14 protein-coding genes are annotated in these 15,887 nt (G+C 50.1%); 5 read left to right on the top strand and 9 right to left on the bottom strand.

The annotated features are described in order from the left end of the window. Positions 1 to 9: 9 nt before the first annotated feature. Both ACO0LC_RS03565 and ACO0LC_RS03560 read left to right on the top strand, forming a co-directional pair. Positions 10 to 489, top strand: coding sequence for a GNAT family N-acetyltransferase (locus ACO0LC_RS03565; protein WP_423000702.1), 480 nt, complete (start codon positions 10 to 12; stop codon positions 487 to 489). Positions 490 to 663: 174 nt separating this feature from the next. Further along, positions 664 to 2,496, top strand: coding sequence for an aminopeptidase P family protein (locus ACO0LC_RS03560; RefSeq protein WP_423000700.1), 1,833 nt, complete (start codon positions 664 to 666; stop codon positions 2,494 to 2,496). Positions 2,497 to 2,588: 92 nt separating this feature from the next. Here ACO0LC_RS03560 and ACO0LC_RS03555 read toward each other — a convergent pair whose 3' ends face one another. The 8 genes from ACO0LC_RS03555 to pstS form a co-directional block, all read right to left on the bottom strand. Next, positions 2,589 to 4,073 (bottom strand): serine hydrolase, encoded by a 1,485-nt coding sequence (locus ACO0LC_RS03555; RefSeq protein WP_423000698.1) that lies wholly within the window; start codon positions 4,071 to 4,073, stop codon positions 2,589 to 2,591. 255 nt (positions 4,074 to 4,328) lie between these two features. Further along, positions 4,329 to 5,621 carry a phosphate regulon sensor histidine kinase PhoR gene (gene phoR / locus ACO0LC_RS03550; RefSeq protein ID WP_423000696.1) on the bottom strand — a complete coding sequence of 431 codons (1,293 nt, stop codon included), beginning with the start codon at positions 5,619 to 5,621 and terminating at the stop codon, positions 4,329 to 4,331. Between the two features lie 177 nt (positions 5,622 to 5,798). Continuing rightward, the gene (phoB, locus tag ACO0LC_RS03545; protein ID WP_423000694.1) at positions 5,799 to 6,485 is read right to left on the bottom strand and encodes a phosphate regulon transcriptional regulator PhoB; all 687 of its coding nucleotides are present in this window, start codon (positions 6,483 to 6,485) and stop codon (positions 5,799 to 5,801) included. Between the two features lie 9 nt (positions 6,486 to 6,494). Further along, on the bottom strand, positions 6,495 to 7,205 hold the full coding sequence (phoU, locus tag ACO0LC_RS03540; protein WP_423000692.1) for a phosphate signaling complex protein PhoU: 711 nt from the start codon (positions 7,203 to 7,205) through the stop codon (positions 6,495 to 6,497). A gap of 105 nt (positions 7,206 to 7,310) precedes the next feature. After that, positions 7,311 to 8,090 carry a phosphate ABC transporter ATP-binding protein PstB gene (pstB, locus tag ACO0LC_RS03535; RefSeq protein WP_423000690.1) on the bottom strand — a complete coding sequence of 260 codons (780 nt, stop codon included), beginning with the start codon at positions 8,088 to 8,090 and terminating at the stop codon, positions 7,311 to 7,313. 13 nt (positions 8,091 to 8,103) lie between these two features. Then, on the bottom strand, positions 8,104 to 8,976 hold the full coding sequence (gene pstA / locus ACO0LC_RS03530) for a phosphate ABC transporter permease PstA (RefSeq protein WP_423000688.1): 873 nt from the start codon (positions 8,974 to 8,976) through the stop codon (positions 8,104 to 8,106). After that, complete coding sequence (gene pstC, locus ACO0LC_RS03525; protein ID WP_423001037.1) at positions 8,976 to 10,010, bottom strand: phosphate ABC transporter permease subunit PstC; 1,035 nt, start codon at positions 10,008 to 10,010, stop codon at positions 8,976 to 8,978. The genes pstA and pstC overlap by 1 nt, the downstream gene beginning before the upstream one ends. A gap of 115 nt (positions 10,011 to 10,125) precedes the next feature. Beyond that, entirely contained in the window at positions 10,126 to 11,169 is a 1,044-nt protein-coding gene (gene pstS / locus ACO0LC_RS03520; protein ID WP_423000686.1) for a phosphate ABC transporter substrate-binding protein PstS, read from the bottom strand. A gap of 196 nt (positions 11,170 to 11,365) precedes the next feature. On the opposite strand from pstS, the gene ppk1 reads away from it, so the two are divergent. From ppk1 to ACO0LC_RS03505, 3 genes are all read left to right on the top strand, one after another. Further along, entirely contained in the window at positions 11,366 to 13,546 is a 2,181-nt protein-coding gene (gene ppk1 / locus ACO0LC_RS03515) for a polyphosphate kinase 1 (RefSeq protein WP_423000684.1), read from the top strand. Positions 13,547 to 13,548: 2 nt separating this feature from the next. Further along, positions 13,549 to 14,028 (top strand): phosphohistidine phosphatase SixA, encoded by a 480-nt coding sequence (gene sixA, locus ACO0LC_RS03510; protein ID WP_423000682.1) that lies wholly within the window; start codon positions 13,549 to 13,551, stop codon positions 14,026 to 14,028. Positions 14,029 to 14,117: 89 nt separating this feature from the next. After that, on the top strand, positions 14,118 to 15,005 hold the full coding sequence (locus tag ACO0LC_RS03505; protein ID WP_423000680.1) for an EamA family transporter: 888 nt from the start codon (positions 14,118 to 14,120) through the stop codon (positions 15,003 to 15,005). Here the strand turns inward: ACO0LC_RS03505 and ACO0LC_RS03500 are convergent, their stop codons facing one another. Next, positions 15,006 to 15,887: a UDP-2,3-diacylglucosamine diphosphatase gene (locus ACO0LC_RS03500; RefSeq protein ID WP_423000678.1), complete on the bottom strand. Its 882-nt coding sequence runs from the start codon at positions 15,885 to 15,887 to the stop codon at positions 15,006 to 15,008.

Here is a 15,887-nt window from a genome sequence, read left to right as displayed (position 1 = left end):
TGACCGAGTATGAATATTGTAGTCCGTGAAGCTGCTCTAGAAGATGCGCAACTCATCGCGCATCTGACCCGCACTTGCTGGAACAATAAGGTTGCAGCAAGTTCTACGGGTCATCATGAAAGCAGTGAACGCGTCTGCAATGATTTGATGCTAGGCGGTGGTTTTATTTTATTGCTGGATGATGAGCCCATTGCCTCAGTACGCTGGCTGCCACTGGATACAGAAACTCAGTGCTGGGAAATGCTGCGCATGGGCGTGCTACCTGCCTTCCGCGGTTCAGCCCTGTCCCAGCATTTGCTGGAAGCCGTCATCCATGCGGCCCAGGCATCTGGCATAGAAGAATTACGCCTCGGTGTACGCAGTGACCAGCCCCGCTTGCTGGACTTGTATGCCGCATTTGAATTCGAGCTCGCGCCTGAGCTTGAATACTCTCACGCCAATCCGAATGAACCTGCCCCACATGTTATGCGGCGTTTCCTGAAAAATTAGAGAAATCGGCATACTTGCTCACATCTAATATATTTTAGGTATACTGCTCTATAGTTATGTTAATTCAGGTTAATGCTGGCATTTTATCAATGCAGGCAAACTTGACCTGCATTGACAGCGTCTTCGTATTAAACTTGCCCTCACTCCCGTCTATCCTGCTTTGGAACTTCATCCATGAACAGCCCTGTTAGCCCTTCTGCCATCACCTCCCCCATCCCTGCCCGCCTGGTGCAATTACGCGCTGCCATGCAGGCGCAAGGGCTGGATGCCTATATCGTGCCATCCTCTGACCCGCATTTGTCTGAGTATTTGCCGGATCGCTGGCAAGGTCGCAGTTATTTCTCAGGCTTTACCGGCTCGGTAGGCACGCTGATCGTTACGGCAGATTTTGCTGGCTTGTGGGTAGACAGCCGTTACTGGAGTTCGGCAGAGGTAGAACTGGCGCCAACTGGCATCAAGATGATGAAAATCGCCTCAGCCGCAGCCACCCTTTATATAGATTGGCTTGCCAGCAATCTACAAGCTGGGCAAACGGTGGGCGTGGATGGCGCAGTATTGGGGCTGGCAACTGCCAGGGCACTGGAACAGGCTTTGCACAGCAAGGGCATCACATTCAATACCAGCCATGATCTTTTAGATAAAGTATGGAACGAACGTCCCAGCCTGCCACAGGCTGCGATCTACGAACATATAGCACCCTATGCCGTAGTGGCCCGCGCCGATAAGCTGGCGATGCTACGTGAGCAAATGCGCGCTAAAAAAGCTGACTGGCACTTTATTTCTACTGTCGATGACCTGGCATGGATTTTCAATTTGCGTGGCGCTGATGTCAGTTATAACCCGGTCTTTGTTGGTCATGCGCTGATCAGCCAAACCGAGGCAAAACTGTTTGTATCCGCAGGCAAAGTCCCGGCAGAGCTGGCAGCGATACTGGCAAAAGATGGCGTCACCCTGGCTGACTACAGCGAAGCAGCATCCACACTGGCCGCCCTGCCAGCAGATAGCAGCATCATGATAGACCCGCGCAGGATTACTTATGGTTTCCGTCAAAGTATCCCGACAAACGCCAAAATCATAGAAGCCATCAACCCTTCTGTATTTGCCAAATCCCGCAAGACGGCAGAAGAAGCGCAATTCGTGCGCGAAGCCATGGAACAGGATGGTGCAGCGCTATGTGAATTCTTCACCTGGTTGGAAGGCGCATTAGGCAAGCAGCGCATTACTGAACTGACCATCGATGAAGAAATTTGCGCCGCCCGTGCGCGCCAGCCTCAGTTTGTCTCACCCAGTTTTAATACCATCGCTGGCTTTAATGCCAATGGTGCCATGCCTCATTATCGTGCGACCAAGGAATCACATTCCGTGATTGAAGGTGATGGCCTGTTGCTCATCGACTCCGGTGGTCAATACCTGAATGGCACGACGGACATCACCCGCGTGGTTCCTGTAGGCCAGGTATCAGAAGCGCAAAAGCGTGATTTCACCCTGGTCTTGAAGGGTATGATCAACCTCTCGCAAATGCGTTACCCGCGCGGCACCTTGTCACCCATGCTCGATACCGTAGCCCGCGCACCTATCTGGGCAGATGGTGTTAACTATGGCCATGGCACAGGCCATGGCGTAGGTTATTTCCTGAATGTGCATGAAGGTCCGCAAAGCATTTCCCCGGCGATAGCAGAAGCGCATATGGCGATGGAACCGGGCATGATCACCTCGAATGAACCCGGCATTTACCGCCCGGGCAAATGGGGCGTGCGTATAGAAAACCTGTTGCTGAATGTGCCTGCCCTGCAAACAGAATTTGGCGAATATCTGGAATTTGAAACCCTGACACTCTGCCCCATAGACACGCGCTGCATTACGGTAGATTTATTGCGCGAAGATGAAATCAAATGGCTCAATGATTACCATGCCATGGTCTTGCAACGCCTGTCACCACGTGTCAGCGGTACTGCATTGGAATGGTTGAAGGAAAGAACTCAGCCTCTACTGCGTTCAGGCACATGATAGTCTGTTTACCCGTTTGACAAATATTGCTCGAATTGAATGAGGTACAGGATGGAAGGTAGCGCTTAGGCTACCTTCTGTACTCTGCTGAGCTATTTCTTTGCTCCGTCTGCTAACACTTGCAAGCGCTGAACGGCATTCTGATTTTGCGGATTGAGTTCCAGGGACTTTTGGTAATTGCTCTTCGCAAGCTCAATCATGCCTGCCGCTTCATAGGCTTCTGCCAGGCTATCGTAAGTATTCGCACTTTTTGGATACAGGTAAACACTCAGTTTGAATAACTCAACAACCGATTGCGGCGTCCCGGTTTTCATTTTGGCGTAAGCCCATTCATTCAAGACTTCCTCACGCAAAAAGAAATCTGCATCTTTGTCTTTTAAATCCTGATAGACAGCAAGTGCCTGATCGTAACCCGCTTTCTCTATTGCTTGCACGAAGCTGGACGGTATTGTCCATTGCCGCAAACGGTACTCGCTATTAATGATCTTGCTACCTATATCATCTACATCTGTCGTAGCATTAGATAGCACTACTACGCCTTTGCCAGCTTTCCTGTCAAATCCGATATAGCTACGGTAACCACCAGTACCACCAGAGTGATTGATAATTTCACTCCCATATCTATTGCCGCCACCCCAAGCTAACCAGACTGGTTTTCCTGGCCCTTGGGGCTCCAAAGGCTCCTGCATTTTATCGACGATGGTTTGCACGGAACTCTTTTGCTTCCCCATATTGGCAGCAAGGAATTTAAGCATGTCCGTGGTGGAAGAGCGCAATCCACCTGCCCCATTGAATATTCCCAAATCCCAATTAGAAACGTGTGTCAATTTTCCTTCGCCAGCAAACTCTTGGGTCACGCCATAAGGGCTGGCCAGGTGCTTCTTCATATCCGAGGTCAGATTAATGCCTGTGCTCTGCATATTCAAAGGCATGAGAATGCGGACTTGTACCAGCGCCTCATAATCCATACCTGTTCTCAAGCTCAACGCATGGCCCAGCAAACCCACCCCAAGGTTTGAGTACTCGCTTTTGGAACCTATATCACGCGGCAATTGATAGGTGGATAAAAATTGGTAGAGTAAATCCTGGGTATAGTCTACGTAAGGATTCTTTGGGTCTTTGGGTGCAAAATTGCCTGGCATTCTGGGCAAACCAGATACATGAGTAGAGAGATCGCGCAGGCTGATCTGCTTACCAGCACGGCCAGGTATAGTCACTGTTGCCGGTAAATATTTTGCCACCGGATCATTCAAGCTGAGCTCGCCTTTTTCGACCATATCCACCAGGATCAGACTCGTGAATACCTTGGTGATCGAACCGATTTCAAACACGGTATCAGCATCTGCCAATATATGATCTTCCAGATTGGCATAACCATGGCTGATGACGCGACTGCCTTTATCATCGATGATGCCGACAACAATACTCGCACCCATTTTTTCCTGGTCTATGCGCTGCTTAAGAATGTCACGAATTTGCGCATCACTTAGTGCGGTAGCGGCATGCGCAATCGCTGCACTAAGTGTCAGGGCAATGATGCTCAGTTTAAAAGCCTTAGACAGGATCCGGTATTTCAATCTATCTCTCTCCATAAAATAAGAGCAATGATATTGACGACCACCATTCGATCGACAAGTTAGTAGCACTGCAACTCATGAGCCCACAGCACAAAATATGCCAGCGCCTGAATGCTCAATTTTATATGGAAGTCTGATGAATACGTCTGTCCGGCTGACACAGGCGGACAAGAGCGGACAATGAGCGGACAGCAAATGCAGGGAAATGCCATCGGCAATTCACACGCTATCACTGTCTCTATTGGACTGTAACTGCTAAATAGTGACCGCCGAACCCGGAAACTGCACGCAGAATTTACTACCTACATCTGGCGCAGATTCAATCAGCAAATTCGCCTTATGCCTGAGTAGTACATGCTTGACAATGGCCAGCCCCAGGCCAGTACCCTGAGTTTCGCGCGAGCGGCTTTTATCGACGCGATAAAAGCGCTCAGTCAGGCGCGAGATATGTTCAGCGCTGATGCCTATGCCATCATCCTGTACGGCAAACTTTGGGCCATTAGCAGTATCTGCCCAACTGATCTTGATACTGCCATTCTCAGGTGTATAGCGGATCGCATTTGTCACCAGGTTAGTCAAAGCGCTGCGAATTTCGTCATTGCTGCCACGGATATCCGGGCCAGTACAATCCAGGGTAATCGTATGTTTTCCTGCCGACAGTGCATGCGCCTCTTGCAAAATCTGTTCTAGCAGGCCCAGCATATTGATACGTTCTGGACGCGGCGGATAATCAACAGATTCCAGCCTGGTCAGGGTCAGCATATCTTCTACCAGGCGTTGCATGCGTTCGCCCTGCTCTGTCATCAGTTTCAAGTGCATGCTACGGGTGTGGTTATCCAGATCATCCTGCATGGAAGCGATTTCCAGGAAACCATTAATGACCGTTAGTGGCGTGCGCAACTCATGCGAGGCATTGGCGATGAAGTCGCGGCGCATCATGTCTATGCGCTCAGATTCTGTGACATCATGGGTCACCAGAATCTGGCGACGGTTTTCAAATGGAATGATATGAGCAATCAGCTTGCGATCACGGAAAGACAGGGTCAGCGGCGTCTCATAGCGACCGAGAATAATGTAATCCATGAACTCCGGGCTACGCACCAGATTGGTCACGCGCATACCTTTGTCCTGAGCATGGCTCAAACCGAGATGGTTTTCTGCTGCCGGGTTACACCATTCCAAAAACAGTACATCATCCATGATGACAACACCATCAGGCAAAAGCGTCATAGCTTGACGAAAGCGCGCCAGCCATTCTGCCAGTTCGGCCTGGTTTTTTTCGTCGCCACGACGCAGCCTGTAAAGACGCGAGAAGATATCCGTCCATGCCCCCCATCCATCAGGCAGGCGAGAGCTATTTGGATGGTCCAGCCAGTCGGCCAGACGCTGCAAATAAAATAGCTGCACACAAAACAGGACAACCATCCCTATCATGCCTATCACCAAGCCAGCAACCGGTCCCCACAAATAAATAGCGCATGCGGTTCCCATGAAAACCAGGAAGATGCGTACAAATGCAGAAATCCAGAAAATAAGGCGTGGAGACATGTTGAGTCCTGATGGTCCTGAGTATTGCTTGGAATATAAAGAGCTATGCAATGAGTGTATGCAATGATATACGGTTTGCTCATCTCGGTGAGCAGTATGTGTGGCCATCCCTTGCGGGAATAGCACCGCCGCACTGCATAAGGCTACACAGTGGGCGACACACTATGAACCCTTGATTTATTTTTCAGACAGCATATAACCTACACTGCGCACTGTCTTGATCAGCGACTCTGCATTCTTCAAGACCTTACGTAGACGCAGCACATGCACGTCTACCGTACGCTCTTCGATGACGACATGGTCGCCCCAGACTTTGTCGAGCAACTGGCTACGTGAAAACACGCGCTCAGGGTGGGCCATGAAGAATTTCAGCAATTTGTACTCGGCATGGCCGATATCAACCTTGTTGTCTTCTATCTTGACAGTGCAACTGACGGGATCCAGCACGACAGGGCCAGCAGTCAAGGCTGTTTGTGCATGCTCGGGACTCTTGCGACGCAGCAAGGCCTTGATCCTGGCTGTCAGTTCACGCGGTGAAAAAGGCTTGGTGACATAGTCATCTGCACCATGGTCAAGTCCGGCGATCTTGTCTTCTTCCATGCTTTTTGCAGTCAGCATGATGACAGGTATTTCATTGAACTGGCGGTCCGAGCGTATCTTGGATAACAGACGCAAACCACTCTGATCAGGCAACATCCAGTCCAGTAAAATCAATTGTGGCGTGCGGCGCTGCAAATAATCCCAGGCTTCTGCCGTGGTATTGACAGCAAAGGTGTTCCAGCCTGCGGCACGCAGGGAAAAACTGACCAATTCTACAATTGCCGGTTCATCTTCTACGATGAGTATTGTTGTGTCTGTAGCCATTATCAATAATTAATTCTGTTGTTCCTGCTTGCTTGCCACATAGTCTGAATGACGGATGTCTTTGCCTTCAACGATATAAATCGTATGTTCGGCAATATTTTTTGCATGATCGCCGATGCGCTCTATCGCTTTCGCCACCCACAGGGCATCCAGCGAAGATGATATGGTACTCGGGTCTTCCATCATGAAGGTAATCAAATTACGCATGATGGAGCGGAAATCATTATCAATGATGGCATCATGGGCGATCAATTGTACTGCCTTTCCGCCGTCGAGGCGGGCGAAGGCGTCCAGCGACTGATGCAACATGTCGGCCACGCTGCTGGCCAGCACGCGCACGGTTTCATAACCACTGAACATAGGCGCGCCACGTTTGCTGGTCGCTGCATCTCTTGAGATACGTGCAATTTTAGTCGACTCATCACCTATGCGTTCAAGATCAGTGATGACCTTGCCAGTCGCCATGACAGTACGCAAGTCATTGGCTGCCGGCTGGCGCTTGACGATGAGGTGGCTGCACATATCATCAAGTGACACTTCGAGACGATTAACTTCCAGGTCAGATTGAATGACAGCCTCGGCCTGCGCTGCATTGCCTGTGCGGAAGCAAGACATGGCATCATGAAAATGGCTTTCCACCAAGCCGCCCATCAACAAGACCTTGGAACGTATCGTCTCCAGGTCCATATCATATTGTTTTGAAGAGTGTTCGCCTGTCACAGGTTTCTCCTGAATTCGCAATTGCAAAATGTAAACGTCACTAGTTCGCGCAACATGGTCTATCCATGTTCACATGGATAGACCTGCGCAAACATGTTCCGTCTGTTAGCCGAAACGGCCAGTAATATAGTCTTGAGTTTCTTTCTTCACAGGATTCATGAAGATATGATCAGTCTCACCAAACTCGACCAGTTCACCCAAGTACATATAGGCAGTGTAGTCAGAGCAACGGGCTGCCTGCTGCATATTATGGGTAACGATGGCGATTGTGTATTCTTCTTTCAGTTCATTGATGAGTTCTTCAATCTTGACTGTAGAGATAGGGTCAAGCGCAGAGGTTGGCTCATCCAGCAGCAAGACTTCTGGCTTCACGGAAACACCGCGGGCGATGCACAGACGCTGCTGCTGACCACCAGAGAGACTCAGGCCACTCTTATTGAGCTTGTCCTTGACCTCAGTCCAGATCGCAGCCTTTTTCAAAGCCCATTCAACACGCTCATCCATCTCGCCTTTAGAGAGGTTTTCATACAAGCGTACGCCAAAAGCGATGTTGTCGTATACCGACATGGGGAAAGGTGTAGGCTTCTGAAACACCATGCCTACGCGGGCGCGCAGCAAGTTGATGTCCTGGTCCGCATCCAGGATATTTTTGCCGTTGTAAATGATGCTGCCCTCTGCACGCTGGCCAGGATACAGGTCATACATGCGGTTCAAGGTACGCAACAAAGTCGATTTACCGCAGCCAGATGGGCCGATGAAAGCGGTGACTTTTTTGTCATAGATATTCAGATTGATATCGCGCAGGCTGCGTGTCGCGCCATAAAAGAAATTCAGCCCGCCGATTTCGATTGCTTTTTTCTGTGTAGAGTCTTGTGTAGTAGTCATATCGAGGCCAGTATTAATGCTGTGTTTTTTGGTTAAACAAAGTACGCGATAAAATATTCAAACCGAGAACGCTGAAGGTAATCAACAAGGCACCACCCCATGCAAGTTCACGCCAGTTGTCGTAAGGGCTCATGGCGAACTGGTAAATCACGACAGGCAGGTTGGCCATAGGCTGATTCATATTGCTGCTGAAGAATTGATTATTCAAAGCAGTGAACAGCAAAGGTGCCGTCTCACCAGAGATACGCGCTACCGCCAACAAAATACCAGTCACGACACCAGCTTTGACGGCACGCAAGCGTATCAGCAATGCTACCTTCCAGCGTGGCGCACCAAGGGCAAATGCTGCTTCACGCAAGTTTGCAGGCACCAGTCCCAACATATTGTCTGTGGTACGCACGACCACGGGAATGGCAATGAGAGAGATGGCGATACTGCCAGCCCAGCCAGAGAAGTGCTTGACGTTGGCAACGTAGATCGCATACACAAACAAACCGACTACGATAGATGGAGCCGACAACATAATGTCAGTCACAAAACGGGTGACGCCACCAAACCAGCTCTTGTCACCATATTCTGCCAGGTAAATACCTGCCAGTATGCCTATGGGAGTGGAAATCAGTGTAGCAATACCCACCATCACAAAGCTGCCGAAGATGGCATTCATCAAACCACCACCATCACTACCTGGCGCAGGTGTGGATTCTGTAAACATGGAAAAATTAATCGCCGTAGCGCCCTTGAGCAGCAAGGTAAACAATATCCACATCAGGAAAAACACACCCAGCACCATGGCGATGGAGGACAGTGTGATACCTATTTTGTGCATCAGCAAACGTCGGCGATATACCGGATTGCTGGCAGATTGCATTGTGGAGTTTTCCATTATTTTGCCCCTTCTTTACGTGACAGGCCAAGCAACATCAATTTCGCAGCAGACAAGACAATGAAAGTGATGACGAACAAGATCAAGCCCAGCAAGAACAAGGACGAAGTATGCAAAGGTGTTTCAGCTTCGGCAAATTCATTGGCCAGCGTGGAAGCAATACTATTACCAGCAGCAAACAGCGACCAGGACAGATGATGGGAATTACCAATCACGAAGGTAATCGCCATGGTTTCACCCAGAGCACGGCCCAGGCCCAGCATGACGCCGCCGACGACACCAATTTTGGTGTAAGGCAAAACGATCTTGCGTACCACTTCCCACTTGGTGCAACCCAGACCATAGGCAGATTCTTTCAAGACTGGCGGCACGACTTCAAACACATCGCGCATGACTGAAGAGATGAAAGGAATAATCATGATGGCCAGGATCACGCCTGCTGGCAAAATACCCATGCCTATCATGGGACCAGAAAACAAGATACCGATAACTGGCAACTTACCCAAAGTCGCCGCCAACACCGGCTGCACATATTGTGAGAACAAGGGGGCGAATACAAATAAACCCCACATGCCGTAAATGATACTGGGCACACCAGCCAGCAACTCGATTGCCGTACCCAATGGGCGCTTGAGCCAGTTAGGGCAAATTTCGGTGAGGAACAGGGCAATACCAAAACTGACAGGGAAAGCAATCAGCAAGGCGATGACCGAAGTCACCAATGTACCGACGATGGCGATCATGCCACCGAATTTGTCATTGACAGGGTCCCATTCTATCGTCCAGATGAATGGCAAGCCAAATTCCTTCATGGCCGGAATGGCACGCAGGAATAAAGAAATAATGATACCGACCAGCACTACCAATACCAGGGCAGCGAAGCTAAAAGTCAGTTTATGAAAAAAGAAATCTTGCCAACGCTGACGGCGCATGACAGCGGCCATTCTCGCAGGATCGATTTGTTCGATCTGATGCGGTATTGCGTTTGCAGAAGGTGGGATTGCAGTTGGTGCAGTCATGTTGACGGAGGACATGTGAGTAGTCATGGGTGTCTTTTCCACCGGAAGGTAATCCGGACATTTCCGGATTACCTCATTCAATGTAATTCAATCGTTTGTATCTATTTTTACAGCTCTTTCCTAGCAGGAATTACCAGATTGCCTTACCGCTGGCATCCTTGACTTTTGCTTTCCAGTTGTCTTCGATCAACTTGACGACTGCAGGTGGCAGGGCAACATATTCCAGTTCAGCAGCCATGGCGCCACCGTTTTTGAATGCCCAGTCAAAGAACTTCAAGACTTCTTTACCTTTTTCAGCATCAGCCTGCGCTTTGTGGATCAGGATGAAAGAAGCACCAGTGATAGGCCAGGTGATTTTGCCAGGCTGGTTAGTCAACACCAGGTACATGCCTGGTGCCTTGCTCCAGTCAGCGCCAGCAGCGGCAGATTTAAAGTTCTCATCATCTGGTTCAGCAAACTGGCCATCTGCATTTTTCAACAAGGTGTAAGTCATCTTGTTTTTCTTGACGTAGGCGTATTCAACATAGCCTATGGAGTTTGGGATTTGCTTGACACTGGAAGCAACGCCTTCATTGCCTTTGCCGCCTACGCCAACTGGCCATTTGACAGCAGTCGCAGAACCAACTGCAGTTTTGAATTCTGGGCTGACCTTGGTCAGGTAATCTGTCCACAGGAAAGTCGTACCAGAACCGTCAGAGCGATGAACGACAGTGATGTCTTCCGCTGGCAATTTCAAACCAGCATTGATGGCTGCGATTTCTGGCGCATTCCATTTAGTGATCTTGCCCATATAGATAGCGGCCAGCACTTCGCCAGTCATCTTCATTTTTCCTGGGGCAACGCCATTCAGATTAACAACCGGTACGACACCACCGATAACGGCTGGGAACTGCACCAAACCCTCGGCATCCAGCTCTTCTAATTTCAGAGGTGCATCAGATGCGCCGAAATCAACAGTTTTAGCTTTGATTTGCTTGACACCGCCGCCAGAGCCTATGGATTGATAGTTCAGGCCATTACCACTGGATTTTTTGTATGCCTCAGCCCATTTTGCATAAATTGGATAAGGGAAAGTCGCGCCAGCACCTGTAATATCGGCGGCTTGAGCAGCGCCAAATGTGACAGCGACGCCAATTGCAGCGATGAGAGTTTTGACAACACGTTTGATTTGCATGTTCACCTCAGAGTTAAATAACAGTATTCAGTACTACGAGGCGCACTGTACAAGCCAAATATGACAAGATTATGACTTAAACCAAAGCCTGTGAAATAATTGAACTTATTATCATTTTTTTGTCATAAACTTGTCATTTAAGCCGTCTAGAATGCTTGCGTATATATATGACGGCTTTTATGACATGCAAAAAACTATGCCAAACCAAGAAGCCCCCTCTTCAACGACAGTGTTGGAAGAAGTGAAGCAAGATAACCATCCAGAAATCAAGGCTGTGACCAAGCCTGCCAAGCCAAATGTGACAGAGTTGTCGCGCTCTGTGATTTTCCTGGACCGGGAAATGTCACAGATCGCTTTTAACTGGCGCGTGCTGGCGCAGGCGGAAGACCGCAGCATCCCCCTACTGGAAAGATTGAAATACTTATGCATCGTTGGTAGCAACCTCGACGAATTCTTTGAAGTCAGGGTAGCCAGCCTGCTGGCACAAAACACTGTCGATGGAGAACTGGTGGAACATCCGGCTTTCCAGGCCATGCTCAAACGTGTCAGCAATGAATGTCATCAACTGGCAAAAAGACAATACGAATTGCTGAATCAGGAAATCCTGCCCCAGCTATCCAAAAAAGGTATACATCTGCTGCGTCACTCTGAACGCAATGAAGCGCAGCGCGCCTGGGTCAAATCGTATTTCGAGCGTGAAGTCAGGCCCTTGCTGACACCAATAGGCCTGGACCCTGCTCACCCCTTCCCGCAAGTGGTGAACAAAAGTTTGAATTTCATTGTCTCACTGGCAGGTAAGGATGCTTTTGGCCGTGGTACGGCCATCGCCATTGTCAAGGCACCTCGCGTTTTGCCACGCATCATCCGTTTGCCTGATGAATTATCAAATGACGGCATGGCTTTCTGCCTGCTGTCTTCCGTGATTCACTCACATATAGAAGATTTGTTCAATGGCCGTGAAGTTTTAAACTATTCTCAATTCCGCGTCACCCGTGACAGCGATCTGTGGGTAGATGAAGAAGAAGTCAAGAATCTGCGCCAGGCTTTGCAGGGTGAGTTGCAAACCCGCCAGTTTGGTGCGGCAGTACGTCTGGAAGTGGCAAAAAACTGCCCCGAGGATCTGTCACGCTTTTTGCTCGAACAATTCAATCTCGACAGTGACCGTCTGTATCCAGTCGATGGCCCGGTGAATATGGTCAGGCTCGGTGAGCTGGTCGATCATGTCAAGCAACCAAACCTGCGCTTCCCGCCTTTCTCTGCCAAAGCAATCGGCAAATATGCGCATGCTGATATTTTCACTTTGCTACGCAAGCAAGACATACTCCTGCACCACCCCTTCCAGCCTTTCCAGACCGTTATTGATTTCATACGCTCAGCCTCGCAAGACCCCAGCGTAGTTGCGATCAAGCAGACTATTTACCGTACCGGCATGAACTCTGACTTGATGGAGTCATTGATCACGGCAGCCAGACTAGGCAAGGAAGTCACTGTCATTGTTGAGTTGATGGCACGTTTTGATGAAGAAGCGAATATCAACTGGGCCGATAAATTGCAACGCGCCGGTGCGCAAGTGGTGTATGGCGTAGTCGGCTTGAAAACCCATGCCAAGCTGGCGCTGGTGATACGTCGTGAAGAAGGTGGCACCCTGCGTCATTATGCCCATCTGGGTACAGGTAATTACCATCCTTCCACCACGCGTTTTTATACTGATTTTGGTTTATTGACGGCGCATCCGGGCATGGCGGCAGAAGTCAATGAAGTTTTCATTCATCTGACCGGTTTGACCAAGCCCAAGAAGCTCGATTATTTGTGGCTAGCACCGTTTGCCCTGCAACCGCAAATCATCAAGGCCATACGCAATGAAGCGCGCATAGCACGCGAAGGTCGCCCGGCGCGCATCATCGCCAAGATGAATGCCTTGCTGGATGAATCCGTCATCCGTGCCCTGTATGCAGCGTCAGCAGATGGTGTCAAGATAGACCTCATCATACGGGGCGCCTGCGCCTTGCGCCCTGGCGTGCCGGGCCTGTCAGAAAACATCAAAGTGCGCTCCATCATCGGCCGCTTTCTTGAGCATAGCCGCATCTATTACTTCCGTAATGACCTGGCACATGACGTGTATCTGGCCAGCGCCGACTGGATGAACCGCAACCTGTTCCGCCGCATAGAAGTGGCTTTCCCGGTCTTGGAAAAGTCCCTGAAAAAACGCGTCATTTCTGAAGGTCTGGAACCCTACCTGAAAGACAATGTGAACGCCTGGACATTAGATTCAGATGGTCGTTACGAACGCAAGAAAGCCAGGGCAAAGCAAGTGCGTTTCTGCGCCCAGCAACATTTGATGTTAAGCCTGGGCTCACTGTCGGATACGGATAATTGACAATGGACCTTATCCTCTGGCGTCATGCAGAAGCAGAACCGGCAACTGCTGAAATAACAGATGAATTCAGAAAGCTGACAGGCAAGGGAAACAAGCAAGCCAGCAAGATTGCTTTCTGGCTTGACAGCACCCTGCCAGAGACTTGCCGCATACTGGCCAGCCCGACTATACGCACCCGTGACACTGCCGAGGCCCTGATTGCTTGCGGTAGAAAATACAAAGTTATCCCAGAGCTGGGTCCGGAGGCGACAGTCAAAGATGTACTGACAGCCGCCAATTGGCCCAACAGCCGCGAACCGGTACTCATCGTCGGCCACCAGCCTTACCTGGGCCAGGTCGCGGCTGAATTGCTCGGGCACCCCTTGCAAGAGTACAGCGTGCGCAAGGGCAATGTCTGGTGGATCACGCAAAAGCAGCGCGAGAATGCCATAGTACAGACTTACTTGAAGGCCATCATGTCACCCGACCTGGTGGTCAAGTAAACGCACCAGGCACTGGTAAAAATACCGGGTGTCTGCAGCGATTCGCCGCAACTGTTAGTATGTAGGCCCGTCTTTACGCATAAAGCACGATGAAACCCACGCACATACTGGCCGCCCTGCTCGCTGTTATCACCTGGGGCATCAATTTCGTCGTTATCAAGATAGGCTTGCAGGGCTTGCCGCCCGTGCTGTTTACCGCATCGCGTTTTGTATTTGCTGCCCTACCCCTGATATTTTTTGTCCCCCGTCCAAAGACATCCTGGAACTGGGTAATTGCCTATGGCATGTTCCAGTTTGCCTTCCAGTTCACGCTACTGTTTTGTGGTATCAAACTCGGTTTTCCGGCAGGGCTGGCCTCTCTGGTCATGCAATTGCAAGCCTTTATCACCATGGGTCTGGCAGTCTTGATGCTGGGTGAAAAACCGCAACTCATGCAAGTCCTGGGGGCCTTGATAGCCTTGTCCGGGATGGCACTGGTGGCCATGCATCTGGAAGCACAGGCAACCATCGTCGGTTTTCTGCTGGTCGTCGCTGGTGCGGTGTGCTGGGGTATCGCCAATATCGTCACCAAAAAAATAGGTGTAGTCAATCCCCTGTCCATGGTGGTCTGGGGCTCGGCAATAGCCAGCCCTCCTTTGCTGCTGGCCTCTTTCATGATGGAAGGCATGGATGCCTGGCAAGCCGCTTATACGCAATTGAACTGGACCTCGATAGGCGCTATCGCTTATCAAGCCTACCCCAATACCATAGTCGGCTTTGGCATATGGTCCTGGCTGATGCGTAAATATCCGGCTGCCACAATCGCCCCCTTTACGTTGCTGGTGCCGGTAGTGGGCATGCTGACAGCCTCTATCGTTTTGAATGAAACTTTATTCTGGTGGAAAATTTGTGCGGGTTTATTGGTACTTGGTGGCCTGGCTTGCAATCAGTTTGGTTTGCGTATCTGGTCCTGGGTCAGGCCGGCGACGGCAAGCTGATCAGGCACTTGCCACTTCAAGTTCGCTTTCCAAGCCCTTTTCCTCTTCCCTCTCCTGCTCCACATAGCTATCTGCCACCTGGTCCGGGTGACAGATATCATGCCATGTAATCAATCTGAGTTCCCCCTTGGCATCTTCTACCAGGGCTGACAAACTCTCGACCCAGTCACCATCATTGCAATACAAGATGCCACCTATGTCGCGAATTTCCGGCTTGTGGATATGGCCGCAGATAATCCCATCCAGGCCCTTGCGACGGGCTTCATCTGCCAGTGCATCTTCAAATTGGGTAATGTAGCTGACAGCGTTCTTAACCTTTTGCTTCAGGTATTGTGACAGCGACCAATAAGGCATGCCAGCACGGGCGCGCCAGTTATTGAATATCTGGTTGAATTTCAGGATCACGGTGTACAGGCTGTCGCCCACATAGGCCAGCCATTTGGCGCAGGCGATGACACCATCAAACCTGTCACCATGCAAGACCAGCATGCGTTTGCCTGCAGCAGTGGTGTGCACCAGCTCATCCCTGATCTTGATGCCGCCAAAATCGAGGTCAATGAACTGGCGCACAGATTCATCATGATTGCCGGGCACGAAAATCACATTCGTGCCTTTCTTGGCTTTTTTCAAAACAGTCTGCACGACGTTATTGTGGGTCTGGTCCCAGTACCAGCGACGCTTGAGTTGCCAGCCATCGATAATGTCACCAACCAGGTACAGCGTTTCTGAATCGGTGGCACGCAAGAATTCCAGCAACTTGGCCGCTTGGCAGCCGCTCGTTCCCAGATGCAAATCTGAAATCCAGATAGTGCGGAAACGCTGGGTTTCTTTCTTACCGGTTTTATACAATTTGCTATTAAGGAACTGATCGGCTGGTTTCAT

The organism is Undibacterium sp. JH2W (assembly GCF_049340425.1).
GTDB lineage: Bacteria > Pseudomonadota > Gammaproteobacteria > Burkholderiales > Burkholderiaceae_D > Undibacterium.
This window is presented reverse-complemented; position numbering and strand designations above follow the sequence as displayed.

Excerpts from the sequence above, each read along its gene's own strand:
- ACO0LC_RS03565 (WP_423000702.1), top strand. The coding sequence starts at position 10 with ATGAATATTGTAGTCCGTGAAGCTGCTCTAGAAGATGCGCAACTCATC.
- ACO0LC_RS03560 (WP_423000700.1), top strand. The coding sequence starts at position 664 with ATGAACAGCCCTGTTAGCCCTTCTGCCATCACCTCCCCCATCCCTGCC.
- phoR (WP_423000696.1), bottom strand. The coding sequence starts at position 5,621 with ATGTCTCCACGCCTTATTTTCTGGATTTCTGCATTTGTACGCATCTTC.
- phoB (WP_423000694.1), bottom strand. The coding sequence starts at position 6,485 with ATGGCTACAGACACAACAATACTCATCGTAGAAGATGAACCGGCAATT.
- pstB (WP_423000690.1), bottom strand. The coding sequence starts at position 8,090 with ATGACTACTACACAAGACTCTACACAGAAAAAAGCAATCGAAATCGGC.
- pstA (WP_423000688.1), bottom strand. The coding sequence starts at position 8,976 with ATGGAAAACTCCACAATGCAATCTGCCAGCAATCCGGTATATCGCCGA.
- pstC (WP_423001037.1), bottom strand. The coding sequence starts at position 10,010 with ATGTCCTCCGTCAACATGACTGCACCAACTGCAATCCCACCTTCTGCA.
- pstS (WP_423000686.1), bottom strand. The coding sequence starts at position 11,169 with ATGCAAATCAAACGTGTTGTCAAAACTCTCATCGCTGCAATTGGCGTC.
- ppk1 (WP_423000684.1), top strand. The coding sequence starts at position 11,366 with ATGCCAAACCAAGAAGCCCCCTCTTCAACGACAGTGTTGGAAGAAGTG.
- sixA (WP_423000682.1), top strand. The coding sequence starts at position 13,549 with ATGGACCTTATCCTCTGGCGTCATGCAGAAGCAGAACCGGCAACTGCT.
- ACO0LC_RS03505 (WP_423000680.1), top strand. The coding sequence starts at position 14,118 with ATGAAACCCACGCACATACTGGCCGCCCTGCTCGCTGTTATCACCTGG.
- ACO0LC_RS03500 (WP_423000678.1), bottom strand. The coding sequence starts at position 15,887 with ATGAAACCAGCCGATCAGTTCCTTAATAGCAAATTGTATAAAACCGGT.